At 69.7% G+C, this 24,012-nt stretch carries 20 protein-coding genes and 1 pseudogene; 13 read left to right on the top strand and 8 right to left on the bottom strand.

Annotated features, from left to right (window positions below):
• Positions 1-255: 255 nt before the first annotated feature.
• Positions 256-855, bottom strand: coding sequence for a TetR family transcriptional regulator (locus AB0J67_RS27675; RefSeq protein ID WP_363486390.1), 600 nt, complete (start codon positions 853-855; stop codon positions 256-258).
• Positions 856-1,110: 255 nt separating this feature from the next.
• Here AB0J67_RS27675 and AB0J67_RS27670 point away from each other — a divergent pair, with 255 nt between their 5' ends.
• The 5 genes and pseudogenes from AB0J67_RS27670 to AB0J67_RS27650 all read left to right on the top strand — a co-directional run bounded on the left by AB0J67_RS27670 (position 1,111) and on the right by AB0J67_RS27650 (position 4,759).
• Complete coding sequence (locus AB0J67_RS27670; RefSeq protein WP_363486389.1) at positions 1,111-2,205, top strand: Gfo/Idh/MocA family oxidoreductase; 1,095 nt, start codon at positions 1,111-1,113, stop codon at positions 2,203-2,205.
• 579 nt (positions 2,206-2,784) lie between these two features.
• Positions 2,785-3,609 carry an alpha/beta hydrolase gene (locus AB0J67_RS27665; protein WP_363486388.1) on the top strand — a complete coding sequence of 275 codons (825 nt, stop codon included), beginning with the start codon at positions 2,785-2,787 and terminating at the stop codon, positions 3,607-3,609.
• Positions 3,610-3,708: 99 nt separating this feature from the next.
• Positions 3,709-3,840 (top strand): annotated as a pseudogene (locus AB0J67_RS27660) (IS21 family transposase); the annotation flags it as partial.
• A gap of 11 nt (positions 3,841-3,851) precedes the next feature.
• A complete protein-coding gene (locus AB0J67_RS27655) occupies positions 3,852-4,172 on the top strand; it encodes a hypothetical protein (protein WP_363486387.1) in 321 nt (106 codons plus the stop codon).
• A complete protein-coding gene (locus AB0J67_RS27650; RefSeq protein WP_363486386.1) occupies positions 4,154-4,759 on the top strand; it encodes a GNAT family N-acetyltransferase in 606 nt (201 codons plus the stop codon). The genes AB0J67_RS27655 and AB0J67_RS27650 overlap by 19 nt, the downstream gene beginning before the upstream one ends.
• A gap of 126 nt (positions 4,760-4,885) precedes the next feature.
• Here the strand turns inward: AB0J67_RS27650 and AB0J67_RS27645 are convergent, their stop codons facing one another.
• A complete protein-coding gene (locus tag AB0J67_RS27645) occupies positions 4,886-5,854 on the bottom strand; it encodes a hypothetical protein (RefSeq protein WP_363486385.1) in 969 nt (322 codons plus the stop codon).
• Positions 5,855-6,376: 522 nt separating this feature from the next.
• Between AB0J67_RS27645 and AB0J67_RS27640 the strand changes: the two genes are divergently transcribed.
• Together AB0J67_RS27640 and AB0J67_RS27635 are read left to right on the top strand one after the other, a co-directional pair.
• Positions 6,377-8,881 (top strand): tetratricopeptide repeat protein, encoded by a 2,505-nt coding sequence (locus AB0J67_RS27640; protein ID WP_363486384.1) that lies wholly within the window; start codon positions 6,377-6,379, stop codon positions 8,879-8,881.
• Between the two features lie 40 nt (positions 8,882-8,921).
• On the top strand, positions 8,922-9,377 hold the full coding sequence (locus tag AB0J67_RS27635) for a hypothetical protein (protein WP_363486383.1): 456 nt from the start codon (positions 8,922-8,924) through the stop codon (positions 9,375-9,377).
• A gap of 472 nt (positions 9,378-9,849) precedes the next feature.
• On the opposite strand, the gene AB0J67_RS27630 is transcribed toward AB0J67_RS27635, so the two are convergent.
• Positions 9,850-10,800: an NADP-dependent oxidoreductase gene (locus AB0J67_RS27630; RefSeq protein WP_363486382.1), complete on the bottom strand. Its 951-nt coding sequence runs from the start codon at positions 10,798-10,800 to the stop codon at positions 9,850-9,852.
• 70 nt (positions 10,801-10,870) lie between these two features.
• Between AB0J67_RS27630 and AB0J67_RS27625 the strand changes: the two genes are divergently transcribed.
• Entirely contained in the window at positions 10,871-11,830 is a 960-nt protein-coding gene (locus AB0J67_RS27625) for a helix-turn-helix domain-containing protein (protein WP_363486381.1), read from the top strand.
• Positions 11,831-12,025: 195 nt separating this feature from the next.
• Here the strand turns inward: AB0J67_RS27625 and AB0J67_RS27620 are convergent, their stop codons facing one another.
• From AB0J67_RS27620 to AB0J67_RS27600, 5 genes are all read right to left on the bottom strand, one after another.
• The gene (locus AB0J67_RS27620; protein WP_363486380.1) at positions 12,026-12,724 is read right to left on the bottom strand and encodes an ABC transporter ATP-binding protein; all 699 of its coding nucleotides are present in this window, start codon (positions 12,722-12,724) and stop codon (positions 12,026-12,028) included.
• Positions 12,725-12,729: 5 nt separating this feature from the next.
• Positions 12,730-15,579: an FtsX-like permease family protein gene (locus AB0J67_RS27615; protein ID WP_363486379.1), complete on the bottom strand. Its 2,850-nt coding sequence runs from the start codon at positions 15,577-15,579 to the stop codon at positions 12,730-12,732.
• A gap of 237 nt (positions 15,580-15,816) precedes the next feature.
• Positions 15,817-16,008 carry a hypothetical protein gene (locus AB0J67_RS27610; RefSeq protein WP_363486378.1) on the bottom strand — a complete coding sequence of 64 codons (192 nt, stop codon included), beginning with the start codon at positions 16,006-16,008 and terminating at the stop codon, positions 15,817-15,819.
• A gap of 222 nt (positions 16,009-16,230) precedes the next feature.
• Positions 16,231-16,887, bottom strand: coding sequence for a Type 1 glutamine amidotransferase-like domain-containing protein (locus AB0J67_RS27605; RefSeq protein ID WP_363486377.1), 657 nt, complete (start codon positions 16,885-16,887; stop codon positions 16,231-16,233).
• A 215-nt stretch (positions 16,888-17,102) separates the two neighbouring features.
• Positions 17,103-18,068 (bottom strand): response regulator transcription factor, encoded by a 966-nt coding sequence (locus tag AB0J67_RS27600; protein ID WP_363486376.1) that lies wholly within the window; start codon positions 18,066-18,068, stop codon positions 17,103-17,105.
• Positions 18,069-18,383: 315 nt separating this feature from the next.
• Here AB0J67_RS27600 and AB0J67_RS27595 point away from each other — a divergent pair, with 315 nt between their 5' ends.
• The 5 genes from AB0J67_RS27595 (at position 18,384) to AB0J67_RS27575 (ending at position 23,844) form a co-directional block, all read left to right on the top strand.
• On the top strand, positions 18,384-18,587 hold the full coding sequence (locus AB0J67_RS27595) for a cold-shock protein (protein ID WP_363486375.1): 204 nt from the start codon (positions 18,384-18,386) through the stop codon (positions 18,585-18,587).
• Between the two features lie 1,104 nt (positions 18,588-19,691).
• Positions 19,692-21,176 carry an IS21 family transposase gene (gene istA / locus AB0J67_RS27590; protein ID WP_363486374.1) on the top strand — a complete coding sequence of 495 codons (1,485 nt, stop codon included), beginning with the start codon at positions 19,692-19,694 and terminating at the stop codon, positions 21,174-21,176.
• On the top strand, positions 21,176-21,718 hold the full coding sequence (locus AB0J67_RS27585) for an ATP-binding protein (protein WP_363486373.1): 543 nt from the start codon (positions 21,176-21,178) through the stop codon (positions 21,716-21,718). The genes istA and AB0J67_RS27585 overlap by 1 nt, the downstream gene beginning before the upstream one ends.
• Complete coding sequence (locus AB0J67_RS27580; protein WP_363486392.1) at positions 21,681-21,974, top strand: ATP-binding protein; 294 nt, start codon at positions 21,681-21,683, stop codon at positions 21,972-21,974. Before AB0J67_RS27585 ends, AB0J67_RS27580 begins: the two co-directional genes overlap by 38 nt.
• Positions 21,975-22,452: 478 nt before the next feature.
• The gene (locus AB0J67_RS27575) at positions 22,453-23,844 is read left to right on the top strand and encodes an endo-1,4-beta-xylanase (protein ID WP_363486391.1); all 1,392 of its coding nucleotides are present in this window, start codon (positions 22,453-22,455) and stop codon (positions 23,842-23,844) included.
• Positions 23,845-24,012: the final 168 nt, after the last annotated feature.

Here is a 24,012-nt window from a genome sequence, read left to right as displayed (position 1 = left end):
TGAAGACACGACGAGCCCATCGACGCGGCATCCAAAAAGGATCTGCGATCGGACCAGCAACCGCCACCGTCAGCTATTGCGCACAAGATCGTTAGCGAGCAGGTTCTATTTCCCCTCTTCGCAGACTAGACGCCGGGCAGGGCCCTGGGTGCCGATCCACACATGACGGCGACGCGCCTGCTGAGGCTGGCCGTGCCGCCGGTGCGCCTGCGGGTATGGCGGTGGAAACGTGCCGCGTACCTGATGGTGCCGAGGTCACGTGGTGGCGTTGGGGGCGAACACGGATTGAAGGGCCACCTCTGCCGAGCGCATGAGTGCGGCCCGGTCCGGGTTGATGGCACCCATCACCCGCAGTCCCTGCAGGTTCGTCACGAGGAATGCGGCGAGGTCGGCGGCGCTGCGGTCTGCGGGGACGTGCCCGCGGAGCTGGCCCTGGGCGAGCACGTCGTAGATCGCGAGTTGGAGCGTCTGGGTGGACGACTGGAGCCGTTCAGCGACCCGCAGATCGTTGTGGGCGCGTTCCATGGCGGCACCGATGATCAGGCACGCCTGCCGGTGTCCGTCGCGTGCGATCTCGTCGACGACGCTGACGAACACCTCCCGGATTACGTCGCGAGCGGTCTCGCCGGAGCGCACCATGTCGGCGAGCGGGTTCGCGTACCGCTGGCGGTACAGGTCGAGGGCGGCAAGGTATAGGCCGTCTTTGCTGCCGAAGGCGGCGTACAGCGAGCCGCTGCCCAGCCCGGTGGCCTCGGCGAGGTCCCGCATCGACGTTCCCTCGTATCCCTTGTTCCGGAACACGTCCATGGCTGCGGCCACAGCCGTGTTGAGGTCGAACTCACGCTGGCGGGCCATGTCGCAACGGTAGCCGGTTCTGGAACAGGTTGACAAGTTAGGCAGCGGCAGTAGCGCGTGAGCATCGGCACCTCGCGCCGAGTATCCGCCTATCGAGCGCCTACTGAGGCAGGGGTCGGTACTCTGCGGAAAGGGATCACTGTGTGATCTACGCCGTTTTCTTTGTTGACCGTTCCATATTCGCGTAGCGTCGCTCAGGTTCCGGCAGGCCACGCTCCCTGCCGTCCCGCATGCAACGAGAACTGGGGAGACGACATGAACCCGACGGGTGTAGGCATCATCGGACCAGGATCGTGGGCATCCGTCTCCCACATCCCGGTCATCGCCGCGTCACCGGCTTTCGAGCTGCGCGCCGTGAGCACTTCAAGGCGCAGCTCGGCTGAGGCTGCGTCGGCAAGGTACGGGGTACCCGGCTTCGACGACGCCCGCGACCTCATCGCCCGCCCCGACGTCGATCTGGTGGTCGTCGCGGCGCAGGTCACCCAGCACCTCGAGGTCATCTCTGCGGCCCTGCGGGCGGGCAAAGCCGTCTACAGCGAGTGGCCCCTCGGCAACGGCCTGGCCGAAGCCGAGCAACTGGCCGAACTGGCCCGCACATCCGGCGTCCGCACCGTGGTCGGCCTGCAGGGCCGCTACGCCCCGCAGGTACGGCTCGCCCGGGAACTGATCCACCAGGGTTACCTCGGCCGGGTGCTGGGCACGACCATGGTCGGCTCAGGGATGGTGTGGGGAGGCGAGGTGGCCAGCCACAGCCAGGCCTACTGGTTCGACGACAGCAAGGGCGCCAACACGCTCACCTCGGCCACCATGCACGCCCTCGACCCGTTCCACCACGTGCTCGGCGAACTCGACACGGCCTCGGCCAACCTCGTCGTCGGGCGGCGCGAAGCCACGGTGACCGAGGACGGCAGCCGCATCGCCGTCACCGCCCCCGACCAGGTCGCCATCATCGGCACCCTGGCCTCGGGAGCTGCGGCATCGGTGTTCTACCGCGGCGGCACCTCACGCGGCGACAACTTCCGCTGGGAGATCAACGGCACCGACGGCGACCTCGTCCTGACCGCGGCGTGGGGCAACATGCAGGTCGCCCAGCTCGCCCTGTCCGGCGGCCGCGGCGCCGACACCACCGTGGCGCCCATCGAGATCCCCGCCGCCTACACCGACGACGTGTCGGCAGACCTCGCACCCACCCCGGCCGCCAACGTCGCCCGCCTGTACGACCACCTCGCCCGCGACATCGCCGAGGGCACCCGGACCGTGCCCGACTTCGAGCACGCCCTGCGCCGGCACCGGTTCATCGAGGCCATGCGGCGGTCCTCAGCCGACGGCACCGCCCAGAGCCTCGCGTGACGGCGCATCGCGATCCTGCGTGTCGCCGAATCCTTCGAACCGGAGCGGGCGTCGCAAGCCCATCGGCTGCTGGAAGCCGGCGGGATACGCGGACGAATCCTCATCGAGTTCAAGTAGCCGGCGATCCGAATCCGGCGCGGGCCGGTGCCCGGGTGGCCACCACCGTGCTCTCCTACTGGCGCGGTGGGTTCGTGGCCGCCGCCACTGCCGATTTCGCCGACGCTCGCGCCGTCCGGAGATGGACAGCAACTGCGGACCTGGACCTTCTGGCACGCTGGCGGAGTAGGCACACGGGTCAGGTCCGTTCCAGCGATTCTGGAACCGACCTGACCCGTGCGGTGCTCGGGCGACGGTGATTCCGCCCTTCGTGAATGCGGCACCGGGGAGGATGGCTTCGCCGCCGTGCCGGTACGCGACGAACTCCGGCGATCTTGCTCCGACCACCGGATGCAACGCACCAGACGAGCGGTTCGCCTGGTCCGGCTGGGCTCCTTGGGTGGCGCGTACTCAATACGCGGCGCTTCACCGATGACTACGCTGAGTAATTAGTCATGTTCTTATAGTTCCGGGAGGCATCAGATGGGGATGGTCACGACAAACGACGGCACGGAGATCTTCTACAAGGACTGGGGCACCGGCCAGCCAATCGTGTTCAGCCACGGCTGGCCCCTGTCGGCAGACGACTGGGACAACCAGCTGCTGTTCTTCCTCAACCATGGCTACCGCGTCATCGCGCACGACCGCCGGGGGCACGGGCGTTCCACGCAGACAAGCGATGGTCACGACATGGATCACTATGCCGACGACCTGGCGGCGCTGACCGCCCACCTCGATCTACGAGACGCTGTGCACGTGGGCCACTCCACCGGCGGCGGCGAAGTCATCCACTACATCGCCCGACATGGCGAAAGCCGCGTCAGGAAGGCGGCGATCATGTCGGCGATCCCGCCGCTGATGGTGCAGACCGAAGCCAACCCCGGCGGCCTGCCCAAGAGCGTCTTCGACGACCTGCAGGCACAGTTGGCCGCCAATCGATCCGAGTTCTACCGCGCTCTGCCCTCGGGTCCGTTCTACGGCTACAACCGCCCCGGCGCGCAGGCCTCCGAGGCGATCATCGAGAACTGGTGGCGTCAAGGCATGATGGGCGGCGCAAAAGCCCACTACGACGGTATCGTCGCGTTCTCCCAGACCGACTTCACCGAGGACCTTAAGAAGATCACCGTTCCGGTTCTGGTGATGCACGGTGACGACGACCAGATCGTGCCCTACGCCGACTCGGCGCCGCTGTCCGCCGAACTCCTGCAGAACGGCACCCTGAAGACGTATCCGGGCTTCCCGCACGGTATGCCGACCACGCATGCCGATACGATCAACGCCGACCTGCTGGCCTTCCTGCAATCCTGACGTAACGCGGGTGCGCGCTCAGGTGTGGGAGGGTGCGATGGCGAAGGTAAGGGTTTACAAGGTCCGGACTGCCGACTCGTCAGCAGGGACTTCGAGGCGTTCGGCGGAACGCTGGGCGTCAAGGTGGTGCAGTTGCGGCCGCGAGACCCGGAGTCCAGAGGGCTGGTCGAGCCCGCCAACGGCCACTTGGATACATCGTTCCTGCCCGGCCGGGTCTTCGCCTCACCCTCACCGCCGCAGCCGTGACGCGGCTGGTCGGCAACCGGGCCTACGGAGTCAACGCCGGCATCGAAGCCCGGTTCTCCCAAGGCCAGCCCTGGCCGATCAGCATCATCACCTACGACCCACCCACGCAGACGGGCGCCACCGGCACGACGAGCTCCTTCGTGATCCCCACCCAGTTCCGCGGCGACCAGCTCGCGCCGAGCACGGAAGCAGCGACATACCTCTGCAGTACGCCCAGACCGCCATGCCCGCTGATGAGCGCGAGACGGAGCCCGAGAACTGCGGTGCGCCGGCCGACCACTGACACTAAGGTCGCGCCATGGAGATCCGTGATGTGATGCCGGCCGAAGAGCTCGCTGCCGAGCGGGTCGTCTCGGCGGCATTCGGCGAGCCACCGGACGGGCGCGTTGTGCAGATGATGCGAGCTCTGCAGACCAGCGGAGCAGCTCGGGCGAGCTTGGTCGCTGTTGTCGACGAGGAGCTGGTCGGGCACGTCGGTCTCTCCCGCGGCTGGGTGGACGCCCGACGCGAGCTGGTGGAGGTGTTGGTGCTCTCCCCGCTGTCGGTACGTCCCGACCGCCAGCGCCACGGCGTCGGCACCGCGTTGCTCGCGGCGGCGCTGCAGACCGCCCAGGATCGTGGCGCGCCGGCCGTTTTCCTCGAGGGCAGCCCGTACTACTACGGACGCCGCGGGTTCAGCTCCGCCTCCGCCCTTGGGTTCGACCGGCCCTCGACGCGCATCCCGGACCCGGGGTTCCAGGTGGCGCTTCTTTCGTCGTACCAGCCGTGGATGGTCGGCCGGCTGATCTATCCCGAGGCGTTCTGGACCACTGACACGGTCGGTCTGCGTGATCCCGACCTGGAGCGGGTGGAGGCGCAGGTCGCGTCGGGTATTGCGGGCGCACGAGCGCCGGGCGGCGGATGAAATGCAAGACCTCGCCCACCAGCGACCCGTACGCAGCGCCGCTGATGCCGATCACGGTGTACGACGATGCCGTGGGAGTCGCGTGACTCCCACAGCATCGTCATGACATCAGCGGCTGCGGACAGCTCACATGTTCTTGGTGAAGTCGTACAGGTCCAGGGCCGTCTGGTCGAAGTACGGCGACGCCACGATCGTGGGGTTGGGCAGCTTGTCGACGCGGCTGTTGATGCCGTTGACCAGGCCCCAGTTGCCGTCCCAGTTCAGCAACCAGCCGCCGCCGCTCGCGCCCTTGTTGAAGTTGCAGGGAATCTTGATCGTCTCGGTCCAGACGTTGGCGTTCTCCTGCGACGACCAGCCACTGCAGCGCAGCAGGTTGCCGCCGTCGAACGGGGCCTGGGCGGGGTAGCCGAACGCGTTCTGCAGGTTCTGCGTGCCGGCGAACGTCCACAGGCCCTGGCCGCCGAGGTAGCTGACGATGTGGTTGCCGTTCAGCGTGCCCATGATCGCCACGCCCATGTCCTCGGCCGGGGCCGACGAGTTGATCCACGCGTTCATGGTCCAGATGCTGACGGCGCTCCAGGTGCCGTACGGCCGCGGGTTGGCCAGGTCATCGTCGTAGGCCGGGACGAACGCCCAGCTGGAGGCGGCCTGACCGCCCGCGCCGCTGTGAACGCAGTGTCCGGCCGTCCACACCGTGTCGGCACCCGCGGAGTTCACCACAGTGCCGGAGCACTGGTAGGAGAGCCCGCCGAGCACGAAGAACGCCTTGCCGCTGGTGCGCGCGGTCGGGTGGGACGACGCGAAGTTCGGGTTGACGGCCAGTGTCGACGCGCCATCGCCCTTGGGCGTGCCCAGGGCCCCCTCATAGGGTGGGATCACCGTCGGTTTGCGGGTCTCGGTCGCGGCCTGTGGCGCCGCGTTCTTCGCCGTCATGCTGCCCACCGCCATCGCGCGGGCGTACTCGGGCGACTCCTCGATCGGCCTGGCCGCGCGCATGCGCTCCGGCGTCCAGAACGCGTCGATCGCCTGGGCAGCGGTGACGTTTCGCCCGTACTTCGCACGCCCGGCCGCCCACGCTTCGGCGTGGACTGCCACCGCACCTCCCGTCACGCTGGCGTTCGCCGAAAGGCCCGCATCGTCGGGGGCGGCCGTGGCGGAGTGGGGCACAGCCAGGGCCAGGCCGGCCGTCAACGCGAAGGCCGTGAGGATCCGGGCGGAGGCCTGTCGCCCGGTCGTTGTTACTGACATTCATGTTCTCCCAACCTGTGGCGGAGCCGGTGCGGCATCCGCTCAGGCGGTTACTCTTATCGATGGAACGACTGTCCAATGGGGATGTTGGACATCGTTGGACACCTGATCCCAGTGGCCTGGGCTACCGCACCGGCGCGGTGGATCGCCACTGGCGGCGGTAGGGGCGCCGTCGAGCATTGCTTCGGTAGTCCACGGCTGCGTAGTGATCCGGACCTCGGCCACGGGCGGCCTTGGGTGGATGCGGCTGTGTGGCGACTGTCCTTTGTGGACAGTGGATTGCCGGCGACGTCCTGACGAAGACAGAGGCTCAACCACCCGCGGTGTCCGCACATCGGGCTGCCGGGTGGGCCAGCAGGGGGAGACAGAATGTACGAACAACCGGTGCGCCCCGGTGCGCCGCAGGCGTTCCACCAGGCACCCGAGGCCTCCCATCCCGTGCTCGCGGTAGACCGCGAAGTGCAGACGGTGCAGGACCTGGCCCTGCTGCTGCGCAGGCTGCGGCACCGCCACGCACGCCAGCATGGTGGCAACCTGTTGACGTACCGGCAGCTGGCAGCGAAGACCGGCTGGTCGCACGGAATCATCGGGGAGTACTTCGCGGGAAACGTGCTGCCACCTACCGAGCGGTTCGACATCCTGACCCGGCTGCTCGGGGCCACCAGCGTTGAGCAAGGGGTGCTGGCCACCGCACGGGACCAGGTCGAGGAAGGCCGACGTCGAACGAGTCCGGCCGGCGGACATGCCGGGGCCGGTGCCGCGCGGGCTCAGACCAACGGCATGGCGGCAGGTGCTCCCGTGCCGCAGCAGTTGCCACCGGCCCTGACCGCCTTCGTCGGCCGCGCGGCGCTGCTCGCCCAGCTCGACGACGCCACCACCGTCGGTGGGACGAACGGCCCAGCCGAGCCGGCCGCCACGAGCGTGGTGCTGTCGGGCACCGCCGGGGTCGGCAAGACGACTCTTGCGGTGCACTGGGCCCACCGCGCCGCCGAGCGTTACCCGGACGGCCAGCTCTACGTCAATCTGCGCGGGTTCGACCCCAGCGGCTCCATGATGACGCCTGCCGAGGCGCTACGCGGGTTCCTGGAGGCACTCGACGTGCCGCCCGAACGCTTCCCGATACACCTGACCGCGCAGGTGGGGCTATACCGAAGCCTGCTCGCCGGTCGGCGGATGCTGGTGGTGCTGGACAACGCCCGCGACGTCGAGCAGGTGCGCCCCCTGCTGCCTGGCAGCCCGAGCTGCCTGGTGCTGGTGACCAGCCGCAACCGACTCGCCGGCCTGGTCGCCGCCGAGGGCGCCCTGCCGGTCACCGTCGATCTGCTCAGCTTCGACGAGGCTTGGCAGTTTCTGGCACGGCGCCTCGGAGCCGACCGGCTCACCTCGGAACCGCAGGCCGTGAACGAGATCATCGAAAGATGCGTCCGGCTGCCGCTGGCGCTGGCGGTGGTCGCCGCCCGAGGGGCGGCACACCCGTCGTTTCCGTTGTCCACCCTCGCCGCCGAGATACGGCAGACGCGGCGACTACTCGACGCGCTCGACGGTGGCGACGCCAGTACCGACGTGCAGGCGGTCTTCTCCTGGTCGTACCAGAATCTGAGCCCGCCCGCCGCGCGCCTGCTCCGGCTGCTCGGCTGCCATCCAGGGCCGGACATCGCAGTCCCCGCCGCTGCCAGCCTGGCCGGGCTGCCCCGCGTTCAGGTGCACCGGCTGCTGGCCGAACTGGCCCATGCGCACCTGGTCACCGAACACGTGCCCGGCAGGTTCAACCTCCACGACCTGCTGCGGGGGTACGCGGCCGACCTGGTGGAAAGCATCGACACACCCGACACCCGGCGGACGGCGATCCAGCGCGGTCTGGACCATTACCTTCACACGGCACACGCCGCCGCACTGCTGTTGCAGCCTGGCTGGGATCCGATCAGCCTCGCCGATGCCCCACCCGGTGTGGCACCCGAGGAGATCGCCGATCACGACCACGCGCAGGCCTGGTTCACCGCCGAGTACCGCGTGCTCCTGACAGCGGTCGCCCACGCCGAACGCGCCCGGTTCGAGGGACACGCCTGGCGGCTGGCACGGACCCTGGTCGACTTCCTGCAACGCCAGGGCCACTGGCCGGACCTGGTCGCCGCTCAGCGAACCGCCCTTGCCGCGGCGCAGCAGGTGGACGAGCGGCCAGGGCAGGCGAGCGCTCACCGCGATCTCGCCCGTGCGCTCGCCCGAGTCGGCGAACGGGAGGAGGCGGAGGGCCACTACCTCGCGGCGCTGAAGCTCTTCAGCGAGCTCGGTGACCACGCCGGGCAGGCACGGACCCACCGGGCGTTCGGCGCGATGCTGGATCGGCTCGGCCGTCATGCCGAGTCCCTGTACCACGCGCAGCAGGGCCTGGATCTGTACCGGGTCGCGGGTCACCTGTCCGGAGAGGCCAGCGCACACAATGGGGTGGGGTGGGCGCATGCCAGGCTCGGCCAGTACGGGCCGGCGCTCGATCACTGCCGGCGGGCGCTGGTGCTGCTGCGCCAGACCGACGACCGGCACGGCGAGGCGAACACCTGGGACAGCCTCGGCTTCATCCACGACCGTCTCGGCCGCCATCGCCAGGCGGTCTCGTGCTACCACCGGGCCCTGAACCTTGTCACGCAGCTCGGTGACCGCTACGACGAAGCGGATACCTTGAACCGGCTCGGTGACAGCCGATGGTCGTTGGGCGACCGAACAGGCGCCGTGCGGACCTGGCAGCGGGCCCTGCGCATCTTCGAAGACCTCGGCCATCCCGATGCGGAGGGCGTGCGCGACCGGCTGGCCCGCGCCACCCGGCCTGCGGCGAGGGCAACGAGTGCTGACCGAAGCTTGGACGACCATGACCAGCGTTGACGGGGCTTCTCAGCCCTGAGGCAGCGGCGGCTACCGTACCGTGCTTCGATCCGATGTCGCCGCCGCTGGAGTGGTCCTGTACTGTCCGGATTCCCTGCTGGAGCGCAACACGGCCTACGGAGTCGGCGAGTGGCTCGCGGGCTACCTCATGATCGGCCAAGAAGGCGATCGGGAATTCTTCCTCAGGTGCGACGGCGGCGGCCCGGTCTTCTGGGCCGACCTGGGCGGTCTCGGCGAAGTCGACCTCGAGGTTGTTGCTCCCGCGTTCGAGGTGTGGCTGCGTTCCGGTTTCGCTGTGCCGCCCGATCGGGTACGGGACGCGCCGCTGACCGCCGACGTCTATATAGACAAGGTTCCAGTCGACGGGGGTGGCCCTGCTGATGCGCGCAAGGAAGCTGCTGGGTGCGGATTGGCGGGTCGGAGATCTCCGGAGTTTGCTCGCCGCCCAACCGTTCCTGGCAGTGAGGTCAGCTCATCCGTACGCGCTGCGGCGTGACCTGAAATCCGCACTTGAGTTGCGACAGCACCTGTTCTATGCCACTGATCACGGCCTGGAGGCGGTGTGGGAGACCGAGCCCGCAGTTCGAGGATCCCGCCGTGCCATGTCTGCAGCTACTGATCCTACGGACCCCTCGGCTGCCCAGTCGGTGCAATGGATCCCCGAACGGCGAGAGCTAACCCAGGGCTGAACCCTGGTGCGACCAATGGCTCTTGGCGCCGCGCCGTGGAGCGCATCCGCTTCGGCCGCGAGTCGCGCGGTCCCGAGGCCCGGACATACAGGGACCAGGCGGGGACCCCAGGGCAGACGCACTGACGCGCCTCACGGTCCCCAAGTGCAAGCTCGTCGAGTACAGCGTTCACGGCGCCGTGCGTAACAGGCGCTGCATCCGGTCAGGGCTGTCGTGACCGGCTTGCGCTGTCGGCCACCATCAGTGCTTGCGCTCGGTCGGTGCCCGGAATACCGGAGCTCAGGGAACGGTCAGCACGATCTTGCCCGCGGTGCGTCCTGTCTCGCCCAGGGCGTGGGCCTTGGCTGCATCGGCGAGCGGGAAGACGGCCTGGATGTGGGCGCGCAGGGAGCCGGAGGCGACCAGGTCGGCGATGGCGTTCATGCCGGCGTGGTCGGCTTCCACAAGGAGGGTCTGGACGCGGACCTCGCGGGCCGCGGCCTTCGCGGCTTCGTCGGGGTCGGTGCTCGGTAGGAGCGAGACGAGCATGCCACCAGGGCGCAGGACCTCGAGGGAGCGGACGCGGGTGTCGCCGGAGAGCGGGTCGAGGACCATGTCGACGTCCTGGACGGCGTCGCGGAAGTCGGTGCTGCGGTAGTCGATGACCTCGTCGGCGCCGAGGGAGCGGACGAAGTCGTGTTTGGGGGCGCCGGCGGTGCCGATGACGTGCGCGCCACGGGCTTTGGCGATCTGGACGGCGAGGTGGCCGACGCCGCCGGCGGCCGCGTGGATCAGGACGCGCTGTCCGGCACGGACCGCGGCGGTGTCGACGAGTGCCTGGTGCGCGGTCAGGGCGGCGAGCGGCAGAGCGCCGGCTTGTACGTGGTCGATGCCGGCGGGCTTGTGCGCGAACGCGCGGGCGGGACCGGTCACATACTCGGCGTATGAGCCGACACTGTGCGGGTAGGGCAGCATCCCGAAGACCTCGTCGCCGGGTTGGAAGAGGGTGACTCCGAAGCCGACGGCCTCGACGACGCCGGAGACGTCCCAGCCGAGGACCAGCGGCAGGCGGTTCAGGAAGAGGCCGGCGGCGCGGTGCTTCCAGTCGGTCGGGTTCACCCCGGCGGCGCGGACGGCGACCAGGATCTGGCCCGGAGCGGGCGCGGGCCGCGGCAGCACGACTTCCTTCAGCACCTCGGGGGTGCCATGGGTGTCCTGGCTGATGGCGCGCATGGTGGCGTGGTTAATCATGTGCACCAGCCTGGTCGGAGGCGCTTGCTCGTACCATGGCATGAATGCCAACTAACAACGGGATCGCGCCATGACTTCTCTCCATCGTGTCGTGGTCCTCGCCCTGGAGGGGGTTTACCCGTTCGAGCTCGGCATCCCGAGCCGGATCTTCGGTGCGCTGCAGGACCGCTACGAGGTCCGGACCTGCTCCGTCGACGGCGGGCCCGTCGCCACGAACGCCGACTTCTCGGTGACGGTGGGACACGGCCCGGAGGTTCTCGCAGCGGCGGACACGGTGCTGCTGCCGCCCTTCGACATCTCCCGGATCTCGCGCGAGCTGCCTCCGGGGGTGGCAGAGGCGCTCGCGGCGGTCCGGCCCGGGACCCGGATCGTGTCGATCTGCACGGGGGCGTTCGTGCTGGCGGCGGCCGGGCTGCTCGACGGCCGGCCCGCCACCACGCACTGGGCCGTCGCCGGCGTCTTCCGGTCCTGGTACCCGGAGGTGGCGCTGGACCCGGATGTGCTGTTCGTGGACGACGGAGATGTGCTGACCTCGGCGGGCGCCGGCTCCGGCGTCGACGTCTGCCTCCACCTCGTACGGCGGGACCACGGCACTGCCGTCGCCAACCACGTGGCCCGGGTCTGCGTCGTGCCGCCGTGGCGCGACGGCGGCCAGGCCCAGTACATCGAGCACCCCGTGCCGCCGCCGTCGGTGAACGGCACCTCGGCCACCCGCCAGTGGGCGCTGGAGAACCTGCACGAGCCGCTGACCCTGACGCAGCTCGCCGGGAATGCCCGGATGAGCCTGCGCACCTTCACCCGCCGGTTCAACGACGAGGTCGGGATGAGCCCGGGGCGCTGGCTGATCCAGCAGCGCCTGTCCCGGGCCCGGCACCTGCTGGAGACCACCGACCTGGCTGTCGACGACATCGCCGGCCAGTCCGGCTTCGCCACCGGCACTTCCCTGCGCGAGCACCTGCACGCCGCGATCGGCGTCTCACCGACGGCATACCGCCGCACCTTCCGGGGCGCCGTCGCTCCGGCGGGGTGAGCCCGCTCTGCCGGCCACCGGACCCGACGGTGTGGCGGCGGACCGACCGGAAGTTCTGGGCTGCCCTGGCTCGGCGTCGCGCAGTTCGAGAACAGCACGGTGTGGTGCAGCGCCGCGGCGGGCGGCGATGTCGGTCGAGGCGAGGATCGAGGTGGCATCCCTGCCGGTTGCCGTTGAACCGCGAGCAGACCGGCTTCAGGTGAGGCCGGTCAGTCGGCCGTCCTTGAGGTGCAGGATCCGGTCGCACCGGGAGGCTATGCCGGTGTCGTGGGTGGCGACGATGATCGTGGTGTGCTGTTCGGTGCGCAGGCGCAGCAGCAGGTCCATGACGGCGGCGCCATTGTGGCTGTCGAGGCTGCCGGTGGGTTCGTCGGCCAGCAGCAGCTTGGGCCGGTTGATCAGTGCGCGGGCGATGGCGACGCGCTGCTGCTGGCCGCCGGACAGGCGTGAGGGCAGCGCGGTGGCCTTGTCGGAGAGCCCGACCATGTCGAGCAGTTCCCGGGCGCGGGCGAGTTTGTCGAAGTCGGTGCGCAGCGGCATGACCGGCACGGCGATGTTGTCGAGCGCGGTGAGGGTCGGCAGCAGGTGGAAGCGCTGGAACACCAGGCCGATGCCCCGGCGGTAGGCCGCTGCCGCGGCTGACGAAAGGCCGTTGACCGGCTGTCCGGCGACTTCGATGACGCCTTCGTCGCATCGTTCGATGGCGCCGATCATGTGCAGCAGCGTCGACTTGCCGGACCCGCTGGGTCCGGTCAGCGCGACGACGCCGCCGGCGTCGATGTCGAACGTGACGCCGTCGACGGCGACGACGGGCGCGCCGCCGGGCAGCGGGAACGTCTTACGCACTTCCCGCACGCGTACGAGCGGGCCGGTCTCCGGGGGCCTGCGGTCCATGGGCTTCACTCCTCGGCCAGCAGTTGCGCGGTGGGCAGCCGCCGCAGCACGGCCATGGGGACCAGGACCGACAGGCCGCTGACGGCGATGCCGGTGAGCAGCGCCGTGACCGCGCACCAGGTCAGCGGCGCGGTGACGTGTCCGACGAACCATCCGGCCGCGCCCAGGCCCAGCCCTGCGCCGGCCACGCCGCCGAGCACGCCGATGCCGACCGCCTCGATGGCCACCAGGCGGTGCAGCAGCCGCTCGGGCCAGCCGACGGCGCTCAGCAGCGCGATCTCGGCCGAACGGTCCTGCAGGTTGAGGTAGACGAGGTCGGCTGTGGTCGCGACGCCGAGCAGCACCGTGACCGCGACGGACAGGTAGTCCACGGTGCGTGCCTGCAGGGAGACGGCCTCCCCGAGCAGGGTGCCGGTGACCGCGCCGTGGAAGGCGAACGTGATCGCGAGCAGAACGGTCAGCGCCGACACGCCGATCGCGATGCCGGCCGCGCCCAGCAGGGTCCGCCCCGGCGTGCGGCTGAGGTTGGCCAGCGCGAGTCCGCTGATCCGCCGCGGTGCGCGGGACCTGCGCAGGCTCAGCGAGACCGGGGGGCGTACGGCCGCCGCCGGGTCCGGGCGGGTGGCGCGCCACGCGGGCCACAGGGTGGCGACCAGGGTGAGGGCGAGCGCGGCGGGGGTCGCGAGGGTGGCGTGCCGCCAGTCGGTGGGCATGCCGAACAGGGTGATGCCGCCGACCGCCAGGGCGGTGCCGAGCATCCCGGCCGCCAGGCCGCTGCCGGCCGCCTCCAGCAGGAGCAGGCTGAGGATTTTGCGGCGTGGCCAGCCCAGGCAGGACAGGATCGCCAGTTCCAGGCGGCGGGTGCGCATGGCGGCGGTGGCGGCGTTGAGCACGGCCAGCCCGCACACGGTGAGGACGAGCACCGACAGCAGCAGGCTCTTGCGGTCGATGGCGCTGACCAGGACGACGGCGACGCCTTTGCGTACCCAGGGCTGGGCGACGGTCAGGGCGGGGCGGCCGTAGCGGCCCTCGGGGTAGGCCACCGGCACGGCGGTGGGTGACGAGCCGAGGGTGATATCGACCTGCAGGCCGGTGCGTTCGGCGATGCGGGCTGCGGTGAGCCGGACCTTCTCCCGGGAGACCGGGTCGATGCTGAGGTCGCCGGCCAGGCGTACCCGGATCACGCTGATCGGCGCGTCGGGGCGCAGCTGGTATTCGGGGTAGGCGGGGTGGGTGTTGAAGTCTTCCTCGCCGAGCAGCCGGGGGAGGGAGGCGATGGTGGTGAGCATCAGCGGCGGCTGGCTGAGCAGGCCGGCGAGGTTGGCGTTGGGGCGCAGGGTGGCTCCGCGCAGCGCCCGCCGGGACGCGTCGTCGGCTCCGGTGACGCCGGGGTTGAAGTAGGTGTCCATCGGCACCGCCGACAGGGCGCCGCCGATGTCGACCTTGGCCGGGTCGAAGGTGCCGATCAGTTGCAGGCCGACGTCGGGCAGCGAGGTCCGGCCGACGACGGTCGGCTGGCGGTCCAGGCCCTGGTGGACCGCGATGCCGCCGCGTACGCCGATGTCGGCCAGTTCCATCGGAACGGAGTGGGCGATGTCGCCGGAGGACGAGCCGGTGCCCCAGATCTTGGGATCCTGCGCGACGGTCTCGGCGCGCAGGCCGTCGCCGTCGGGCAGCAGCCGGGCCGGGCCGACGGTCCAGTACGTGCCCAGCAGGGGCGTGCTGCTGTGCACCCCGTCGCCGTAGATGTAGTCGCCGGAGTACGTCGCGGGGTCGCGGATGCGGTCGACGAAGCCTGGGTAGATTTCCTGCAGGTCGACCTGCCGCTGGTCGACGGTGGCTCCGGGCAGGGCGTCGAGTTCGGTGCGGACCTGGTTCTGGTCGGCGACGGTGCGCAGCGTCCGGACGGCGGCCGGCCCGAGCCGCTGCGTGTCCAGCCGCAGGGCGGTGTCGACCTGAGGCCGGTCGGCCATGAGGATCGGCACCCCGTCGTAGGACAGGACCGGCGGGTTCGACAGCGGCTCGGGGAAGCTGTAGGGGCGGGGCCCTTCGCCGTCGGTGAAGTAGCGGCCGGACGTGACGGCGGCGTCGACCCGCGCGAGGGCGGCCTCGGCGACCGGGTCGACGGCGGCGATCAGGAACGGGATCGACCAGCCCAGCCGCAGCACCGGCGCCGCGGTGACGGGCCGGCCGTCGTAGCCGGTGGAGCCGGGCCCGCCGATGCAGGTGAGGGAGGACCGGGCCGGCCCGGCCAGCGGGCTGATGCCGGCGCCTTCCCCGTCGGCGCACACGAGCACGGCGGTGCCGTCGGAGTGCTCCCGCGGGCCGATGAGCTGCCCGACGTACTTGGTCGGTGGCGGCTGGCGCAGCGGGTTGCGGGTGACGTAGAGGTAGGCGGCACCGTCGGGAATGGCGCTGAGCCCGGCGTCGGTGACCCAGGTCGGCTGGATACGCAGGACCTGCCGCTCGGCCGCCGGATCGAGCTGGCTGGTCAGGTCGACCTCCACGGGCACGGTGCGCATGCTGTACCCGACGACGGCGACGGGCGCGGCCACCGCGACGCCGTCGATCTGCTGGACGGCCGTCCACTGGTCGAGCGTGATGCCGCCGTTCATGCCCGCCAGCTGGCCGGACTGGACCAGGTTGCGCTGCTGCTCCAGGGGCAGCCGGGTGCCGGTGGGGCGGACCAGGATGTCGTACGCGGGACGGTAGTTGGCCACGACGGTGCCGACGGCGTCCAGGCGTTCGGCGGTGGCCGCCGAGGTGAGCAGGGTGAACGCCGCCACGGCTGCGGCGATCAGCGCGACCAGGGCACCAGAGCGTCTGATCCCGACCCGCCACTGTGCCATGGTCATGGACCACATGCAGGCTCTCCCCGTTTGCAGTCGTCACGCCCTGCACCAGTTGTGACCGCTCACATCGGCAGTCACGGTAGCTCAACCCGTGACCTCCGTAAAGTCACGAGGATCGAGTCGCTTCTGGAGGCAACCGCTGAACCGACAAGGTCACCCACCGTCGAGCAGGCCGAACCGCCTTGGGGTCGACCTGCTCGACGGTGATGAGCCGCCGACCAGTGTCGGTGGGACCTGGTATTAAGCCGCCGCCCACGGATCCATGTTGTAGGACCCGGCGGCGCTGATCACCGGGCCGCCGGCGGGGACGGTGTCGACCTCACCGGCGCCGCCGGCGGTGGATAGGGCGACGATCCCCATGACCACGAACAGGAAAGCGACGCCGCGAAGGGCGCCCGACGTGCGCGACGGGAGCATTGTTCTCGTTCCCACGTGTCCTCCTCTGGCAGGTGTCGGGCTCGAAGAGGCGGCGCACGGCAACACCCCTCGCCGCCGTCGAGCAGACTCGCACGATAGTCGATAGACGAACGATCTGCTGACCGGTCGCCGGTGACGCCCGGTCGGCTCGGTTGCCGGGACACCGGACCAGATCATGGCCGTCCCCGGCGGCGGACCCTGGTGCCGGGTGGCCGTCAGCGCCGCGGCCACCAAGCATCACCCCAACTTCGTCCATTGCCCTTCGGAGACCACCTCGACGGAGCCGTTGACGACCTTGATGGCCGTCTGTTCGTCGATGGCATAGGCCGGGACGCCGAGGTCAGCGGCCCACCGCTGCGCGTCGGCCAGGGTGTTCTCCGGGAAGGCGTTCAGGTGCGGGAAGATCGAGAAGTCGACGACTCCCAGGGTGCGGTCGTCCGGCGCGGGCGGCCACTCGACGAACTCCGCTCCGATCCGGGGCGTCATCACCATGCTTCCCGCGCTCACGCCCACCCAGACCATGTCCGGCAGCGAAGGCAGCAGATCGGCCAACCCGGACTCACGCATCCAATGACACAGATACGCGGCGTCGCCGCCGTCGACCAGGAGCACGTCGGCCTCCCGGACCCAGGCGACCCACCGCTGGGCGTCGATGGTGGGCAGCGCGGTGAGCTCCAGCACGCCCAACGACTTCCAGCCCAGGTCGCACATGGGTGACGAGCCTCGGCCGGCGATGAACCGCCAGGCCGAGGCGGGAGTGCACCTGGGATGCCCGTACTCCGCTGTGGGAATGCAGAGGGCATCGGCGTCGCCGATCGGCTTGCCGAGAAGCTGCACGAGCGCCGAGTGGATGCTGGGGTTCGTGACCCCACCTGACGTCAGCAAGAGCTTCAAGATGCCTCCGAGTTCGCGCGCGGACGCAGCGGATCTGCCTGAAGGTCGGGGACCGAGCCGGGTCTCATCGTAGTTGGGGCTTCTCCTCGAAGGGTTCCTCGGATTGCCGAGCGTGTTCGCCCTGGGGCCTGGGTTCTACTTCGCAGAGCACGCGCACCCGACTCGGGCATCCAGGATGCCCATGTCGCGACCGCTGTACGGGTGGGGCTGAGTGCTCATCGAGCCCCGTCGGCCAGCCCGGCTTCGTATCCGGCGATCACCAGCTGAGCGCGGTCGCGGGCGCCCAGCTTGGCGAGCAGGTTCCCGATGTGGGTCTTCAGGGTGCCGCGGCTGACGTGCAGCACTGCCCCGATTTCGGCGTTGGACAGCCCGCGGGTGATCAGCGTTAGGACGTCGCGTTCGCGCGGGGTCACGCCGTTCAGCGAGCGGCGGGGCGCGATCCCGCGGAGGGAGGCGGCGATGAGCCGCCGGGTGACGCTGGGGGCGAGCAGCGCTTCGCCTTCGGCGACGGTGTGGATCGCGTCGATCAGGTGGGCCGGGGTGATGTCCTTGAGGAGGAATCCGCTGGCACCCGCGCGCAGCGCCCGATAGACGTGGTCGTCGAGGTCGAAGGTGGTGAGCACGACGACCCGTGCGGCGCTTTCATCGGCCATGATCCGGGCGGTGGCGGTGATGCCGTCGAGATCGGGCATCCGGACGTCCATGAGGACGACGTCGGGTCGGTGCGTGGCGGCGAGCGCGACGGCTTCGCGTCCGGTGCCGGCCTGGCCGGCCACAGTGAGGCCCGGCGAGGCTGCGATGAGCGTGGCGATCGTGCTGCGGTAGCGGGGATCGTCGTCGGCCAGCAGGACGAGGATCGGCTCTGTCATGCCGGAAACGGCAGGGTCGCGCGTACGGCGAATCCGCCGGCCGGTTCGGGGCCGGCGGACAGGCTGCCGCCGTGCCGCGCATCCTGACGCCGGACCGCATCGGGGGCAGCCGGGAACCTGTCCTTCCCTGGCGGCGGATCCCTGGTGGGAGGCCCACCGGCAGGGCATGGGTGGGCTGATTCCTTCCTCGGTCGGCGCCGCGCGAGCCGGTGGCATGGGCGGCTCGGCGGCGTCATCGACCGTGCGCCCCGCCTCCCGGTTGGCGATGACGACCTGAGTGAAGCGGAGCAGCAGGCGGGGTATGCCGCGCACGCGTCCATGCCGGCGGACGACCGGCGGCATCGGACACGTGCGATTGGCGGCCAGGGCGCGCGACCGCCGGGCAGGGGCGGTGCTCGCGGTGCAGTGCTGTGACGAAGACCGTGCGGACGGGACTGGCGAGCGACGGAAGGTGTGTTATGGTTACCCAGTTGCAGTTTTGATTTCCGTTGACGTTTCGGCGCCTGGTGGTCTGACCAAGACCTATGCAGGCGCTTTTTTCGTTTGTGTCGTTTCCGACGCGGGTGATCAACGCGGCGGCGTGGGGACCGCACCGTGCGGTCTCCAACAGCCTGCGAAGGAGCAGACATGGCTACAGGTACCGTGAAGTGGTTCAACGCCGACAAGGGCTTCGGTTTCATCAGCCAGGACGGCGGCGGCGACGACGTCTTCGCCCACTTCTCGGCGATCTCCGCGAACGGCTTCCGCAGCCTCGAGGAGAACCAGCGGGTGGAGTTCGACATCACCCAGGGCCCGAAGGGCCCCCAGGCGTCGGACATCCGCTCGCTCTGACCCACTCTTTCCCGAACGGCGGCCTGACTGGTTCAGCGGGCCGCCGTTCGGCGTTCATCCATCAATGTGTTCCGGTTCGTTTTGTGACGTCTCGTGGCCTGCGGCCCGTGCCCTCATCGCGACGTGCCGTTCGAGGAAGAGAAGCATGACCGTGATCGCCACGCCGCCGCGCCCGCACGACGCCCATCCGTCGACTGTCCCCGGCGGGTTCAGCGGCGCTCGGCACCCGGATGCCGACGTTCCGCCTTTGCAGAGCTTGACCGCCGCCTCGGCCCGCGGTCGCATGGCACCGTTTCTCGCTCCGCCCACCGCGGAAGCACAGAAGCCCGCACCTCCCGCATCCGACTGCGGTGAGGTGGCGATGCAACGTCTGCGCCACCCGTTCACTGTCGCAGGTGACACGACGCAAGCCTGTTGACAGCCGGCAGGCTTGGTCGTGTCGACGACGCGCCCAGTGCCAGCTCCGGCCGGGTGGCGTGCCGGGCAGCACCGCCGCCGATCATCGTCGGCGTGGAGCCGGACAGGGCGTGCGGAGGACCCAGGCAGCGCGAGCGAGGCGTCCCACAACCGCGCCAGGCGGGGAAGCCACTCCTGCTTCTTCCGCGCGGACGGGGCCTCGTCAGCCGTTCGAGGAAGCCGCGCAGGTCGTCACCCAGCCGGCACCTGGTGTTGTCGGTGCTCGCCCCGCTGTGACAACGACGAGCCGGCCCAAGCCGGGCACTGTCCTCCAGTAGCGACCTGACAACCGCCTCGTTGATCGGGACCTCGTTCTCGTGCGGCGTCATGCCGGGGACCTATCCGCCAGATGACTTGGCAAGCCAGTGACTTCTCGCTCGTCGCAGGACGAAACTGTCTGCCGCGAGTCGCGCGGGCCCGAAGTGCCGGACGCAGGGGACCACGCGGGTCACGGACCCGTTCGTGGACAAGATCGGACCGCGGGGCGCCCGGGTCGTCCCCCGCCGGTGTCCGTGGCCATGGCAAGGTCACCGCTGGTGGCCAGTGAAAGTCCCCACCTCGCAGGGGGCTAGTTGATCTTTTGGGGTCCTTCAGGGCGAAGACTGGCGGCGCCAACCTGCAAGTCATCCGCCCTGAAGGACACCCCTATTGAAGACTGCGAGGCAAGAGTTGGACATCATCAACGCCTACGAAGAGACCGGTTCACTGCGTGCGGCAGCGGCGTTGTGTGGCACGACCCACAAGACGGTCAGCCGGGTTCTGGCGCGTCGGGCTGCTGGTCAGCGGCCTGGGCGGCGGCGGTCGCCGGCGCCGGGGCTGGCCGAGCCGTACGAGGATCTGATCTTCGACAAGGTCAAGAGCACCGACGGGCGGATCACCGCCAAGCGGCTGCTGCCGATCGCGCGGGCTGCCGGCTATGAGGGTTCGGCGCGCACGTTCCGGCGGACGGTGGCCGAGCAGAAGGCCAGGTGGAAGCGCCTGCGGCGGGTCTATCGGCCGTGGGCGCCGACCCCTGGTGAGCATCTACTGATCGACTACGGGACCGTGACGAAAGGCCCGAACGCCGGGCTGAAGATCTTCACCGCGGTGCTGGCGTGGTCGCGGTGGCGGTTCGTGCGCTTCACCCGCGACGAGTCCCTCGAAACGACGCTGCGGATGCTGGCCGAGTGCTTCGAGGCCGCGGGCGGTGTGCCAGCGATCGTGCTGGCCGACCGGATGGGCTGCCTCAAAGGCGGCGTCGTGGCCAACGTCGTCGTCCCGACCGCCGGATATGTGCGCTTCGCTGCGCATTATGGGTTCCGGCCGGACTTCTGCGAGGCCAAGGACCCCGAGTCCAAGGGCGCGGTCGAGGCCGCGGTCCGGCTGGCGAAGTCGGACCTGGTCGTGCCGGCTGAAGACTTCGGCGGTGACCTGAGCGTGGCCAACGCCGCTGCCGTCGCGTGGTGCGCGGAGATCAACGCGATCAAGCACAGCGAGACCCAGGCCATCGCCGACGAACGCCTGACCATCGAACGTGACGTGCTGCGGACGCTGCCGTCGCTGCGGCTGGAAGGCCGCCGCGGCGTCGCGCGCAAGGTCGACAAGCTGTCGACGGTGCGCATCGGTTCGGCCCGCTACTCGGTCCCGCACCGCCTGGTCGGCCAGCACGTCGAGGTCGCCACCGTCGAGGACCGGATCGAGGTCTGGCACGACGGTGACCTGGTCGCCGCCCACCGCCTGGTCGCACCCGGGGAGACGTCGATCGCCGATGAGCACTACGACCGACCCGCGCGACGGCCACGCCGGGCGGTGCGTCCACGCACGAAGACGGAGACGGCGTTCCTCGCCCTGGGCCAGACCGCAGAGGCGTTCCTGCGCGCCGCGGCCGCAGCCGGCACGACCCGGCTGCCCGGGCACCTGGCCGAGATCGTCGCCCTGGAGCCAGCGCACGGCCGTGACAAGCTGATCGCCGCGCTGGCCAGAGCTGTGGAGTTCCGCCGGTTCACCGCCGACGACGTCCGGGCGATCCTGGCCGCAGGGCCAGGCGCGCCCCAACCCACGGCCGCCGGCCAGAAGCTGGCCGCGGTACTGCCGCTGGTCCCGACCCGATCCCTCGATGCCTACCGCGCCGACACCCTGCGGCAGGTGGCCTGATGCCCCCACGCACCCGCACCACCGCCGTCCCGACCGCGCCGCCGCCACTGGCCGCCGACCTCGTCGACGGCCTCAAACGGCTCAAGCTGTCCACCGTCCGCAGGCTCGCACCCGAGGTCCTGGCCACCGCGAAGGTCCAACGCTGGGCGCCCGAGGAGGTGCTGCGCACCCTCATCGACGCCGAGATCACCGCCCGCGACGAGTCCAACCAGGCCAACCGCCTCAAAGCCGCCGCGTTCCCCGTGGTCAAGACCCTCGACGAGTTCAAGGTCCAAGCCTCGTCGATCCCGCAGGCAACATTCGACTACCTGTCCGCCGGCGAATGGATCGCCAAAGCCGAGAACCTCTGCCTCGTCGGACCAGCCGGGACAGGGAAAACACACCTGCTCATCGCCATCGGGCACGCCGCCGTGGTCGCCGGGCACCGAGTCCGCTACCTATCCGCAGCCGAGCTCGTCGAACAGCTCTACCGCGGCCTGGCCGACAACTCCGTCGGCCGGGGTCATCGACACCCTGCTACGCAACGACCTGGTCATCGTTGATGAAATCGGCTTCGCACCGCTGGACGACACCGGCACCCAACTGCTGTTCCGGTTCGTGGCCGCCGCCTACGAACGACGCGCGCTGGGCATCGCCTCACACTGGCCGTTCGAGCAGTGGGGCCGGTTCCTGCCCGAACACGTCACCGCGACCAGCCTGCTCGACCGGCTCCTGCACCACGCCACCGTCGTGGTCACCGAAGGCGAGTCCTTCCGCATGCTGGAGGCCCGCACCCGCACCACCCGGAGCCGCCCATGAACTGACATGACCACAGGTGGCGACATTCGCTGGCCACCAGTGGCGACCTCACCGTGGCCGTTGACAGCCGGTCCGCCGACGGAATTCTCGAAAACGGTTATGACGGTCGGTGTCGCCGCGTCGCGAAAGTTCCGCTTACTGCGTCCTGGGCGACCACCGACTCGGGCAGGGCAGTCACCGTGCCAGATCCTTTCTCACCAGCACTTATCTGTTGCTCTGGTCTAAAAATTGTTTCCGGAACTTTTCCGAAACTCATTGCCTGAAACAGAAGTTTGGTGGAGCATCGGCGCTACTGAATATCGGCCGGCACGTCCGGCCGTCCCGCCCAGACGGCGCGGGCGCTCGCGAGAAACAGGAGGCCAAGGTGGCTACAAGCCCCTCCATCCACATTGGCGCAACCCGGCGGAAGAGATTGCTCATCGTCAGGGCGCTGGTCGCCGGCGCGGTCAGTGTCGCGGCCGTGACCGCAGCCACGGTGATGATGCCGTCGGCGCAAGCAGCGGAGAGCACGCTGGGTGCGGCGGCCGCGCAGTCGGGCCGGTACTTCGGCACGGCGATCGCGGCCGGCCGGCTCGGCGACTCGACGTACACCACGATCGCCGGGCGTGAGTTCAACATGATCACGGCCGAGAACGAGATGAAGATCGACGCGCTCCAGCCCCAGCGCGGCCAGTTCAACTTCGGCGCCGGCGATCAGATCTACAACTGGGCCACACAGCGCGGCTTGAAAGTGCGCGGCCACACCCTGGCGTGGCACGCGCAGCAGCCGGGGTGGATGCAGAGCCTGTCCGGCTCCACGCTGCGCCAAGCCATGATCGACCACATCAACGGCGTCATGGCCCACTACCGGGGCAAGCTCGCGGCCTGGGACGTGGTGAACGAGGCGTTCAACGAGGACGGCAGCCGCCGCTCGTCCAACCTGCAGGGCACCGGCAACGACTGGATCGAGGTGGCGTTCCGCACCGCCCGCGCCGCCGACCCGTCGACCAAGCTGTGCTACAACGACTACAACATCGAGAACTGGTCGTACGGCAAGACCCAGGGTGTGTACCGCATGATCCAGGACTTCAAGTCCCGGGGCGTGCCCATCGACTGCGTCGGTCTGCAGACCCACTTCACCGGTGGCAGCTCCCTGCCGAGCAACTTCCAGACCACGCTGTCCAGCTTCGCCGCCCTCGGGGTCGACGTGACCCTCACCGAGGTCGACGTCACCAACGCCTCCACCACGCAGTACGCCGGCCTGACTCAGGCCTGCATGAACGTGCCGCGCTGCATCGGCATCACGGTGTGGGGCGTGCGCGACAGCGACTCGTGGCGCTCCAGCGAGAGCCCGCTGCTGTTCAACAGCGGCGGTGGCGCGAAGCCGGCGTACACCTCGGTGCTCAACGTCCTCAACTCCGCCACACCGTCGCCGTCGCAGTCGGCGCCTACCTCGCCCCCTCCGTCGTCCTCGCCTGGCCCGTCCTCCTCGCCGACGCCTCCGGCGGGCGGCGTCGGCCGGATCGTGGGCGCACAGTCGGGCCGGTGCATCGACGTGCCCAACGCGTCGCAGACCAACGGCACGCGTGTGCAGCTGTACGACTGCAACAACCAGGCCAACCAGCAGTGGACCTACACCTCCGGCAAGCAGTTGACCGTGTACGGCAACAAGTGCCTGGACGCGGCGGGCTCCGGCAACGGGGCGCAGATCCAGATCTACAGCTGCAACGGCCAGACCAACCAGCAGTGGAACCTCAACGCCAACGGCACCATCACCGGCGTGCAGTCGGGCCGGTGCCTGGACGTCTGGAGCACCGCCAACGGTGCCCGGGTGCAGCTCTACGACTGCAACGGCCAGGCCAACCAGCGGTTCAGCCACGTTTCACAGTGATCCGGCGCCACGATCGCGTGGCCATGGCGGCCGTGTTGTGACCGCCGGCGGCCGGGGGCGCAAGTCGCCCCCGGTTTCGAGCTCGTCCAGCACCGGGCCGGTCAGCTCGTGGAGCACGTCCTCCTTGGCGGCGAAATGGTAGTAGAGCGCCGCCTTGGTGATCCCGAC

Origin of the sequence: Catellatospora sp. NPDC049609, assembly GCF_040675365.1 — a bacterium.
GTDB lineage: Bacteria > Actinomycetota > Actinomycetes > Mycobacteriales > Micromonosporaceae > Catellatospora.
Note: the sequence above shows the minus strand (reverse complement) of the source record. Positions and strands in the feature narration are given on the sequence as shown.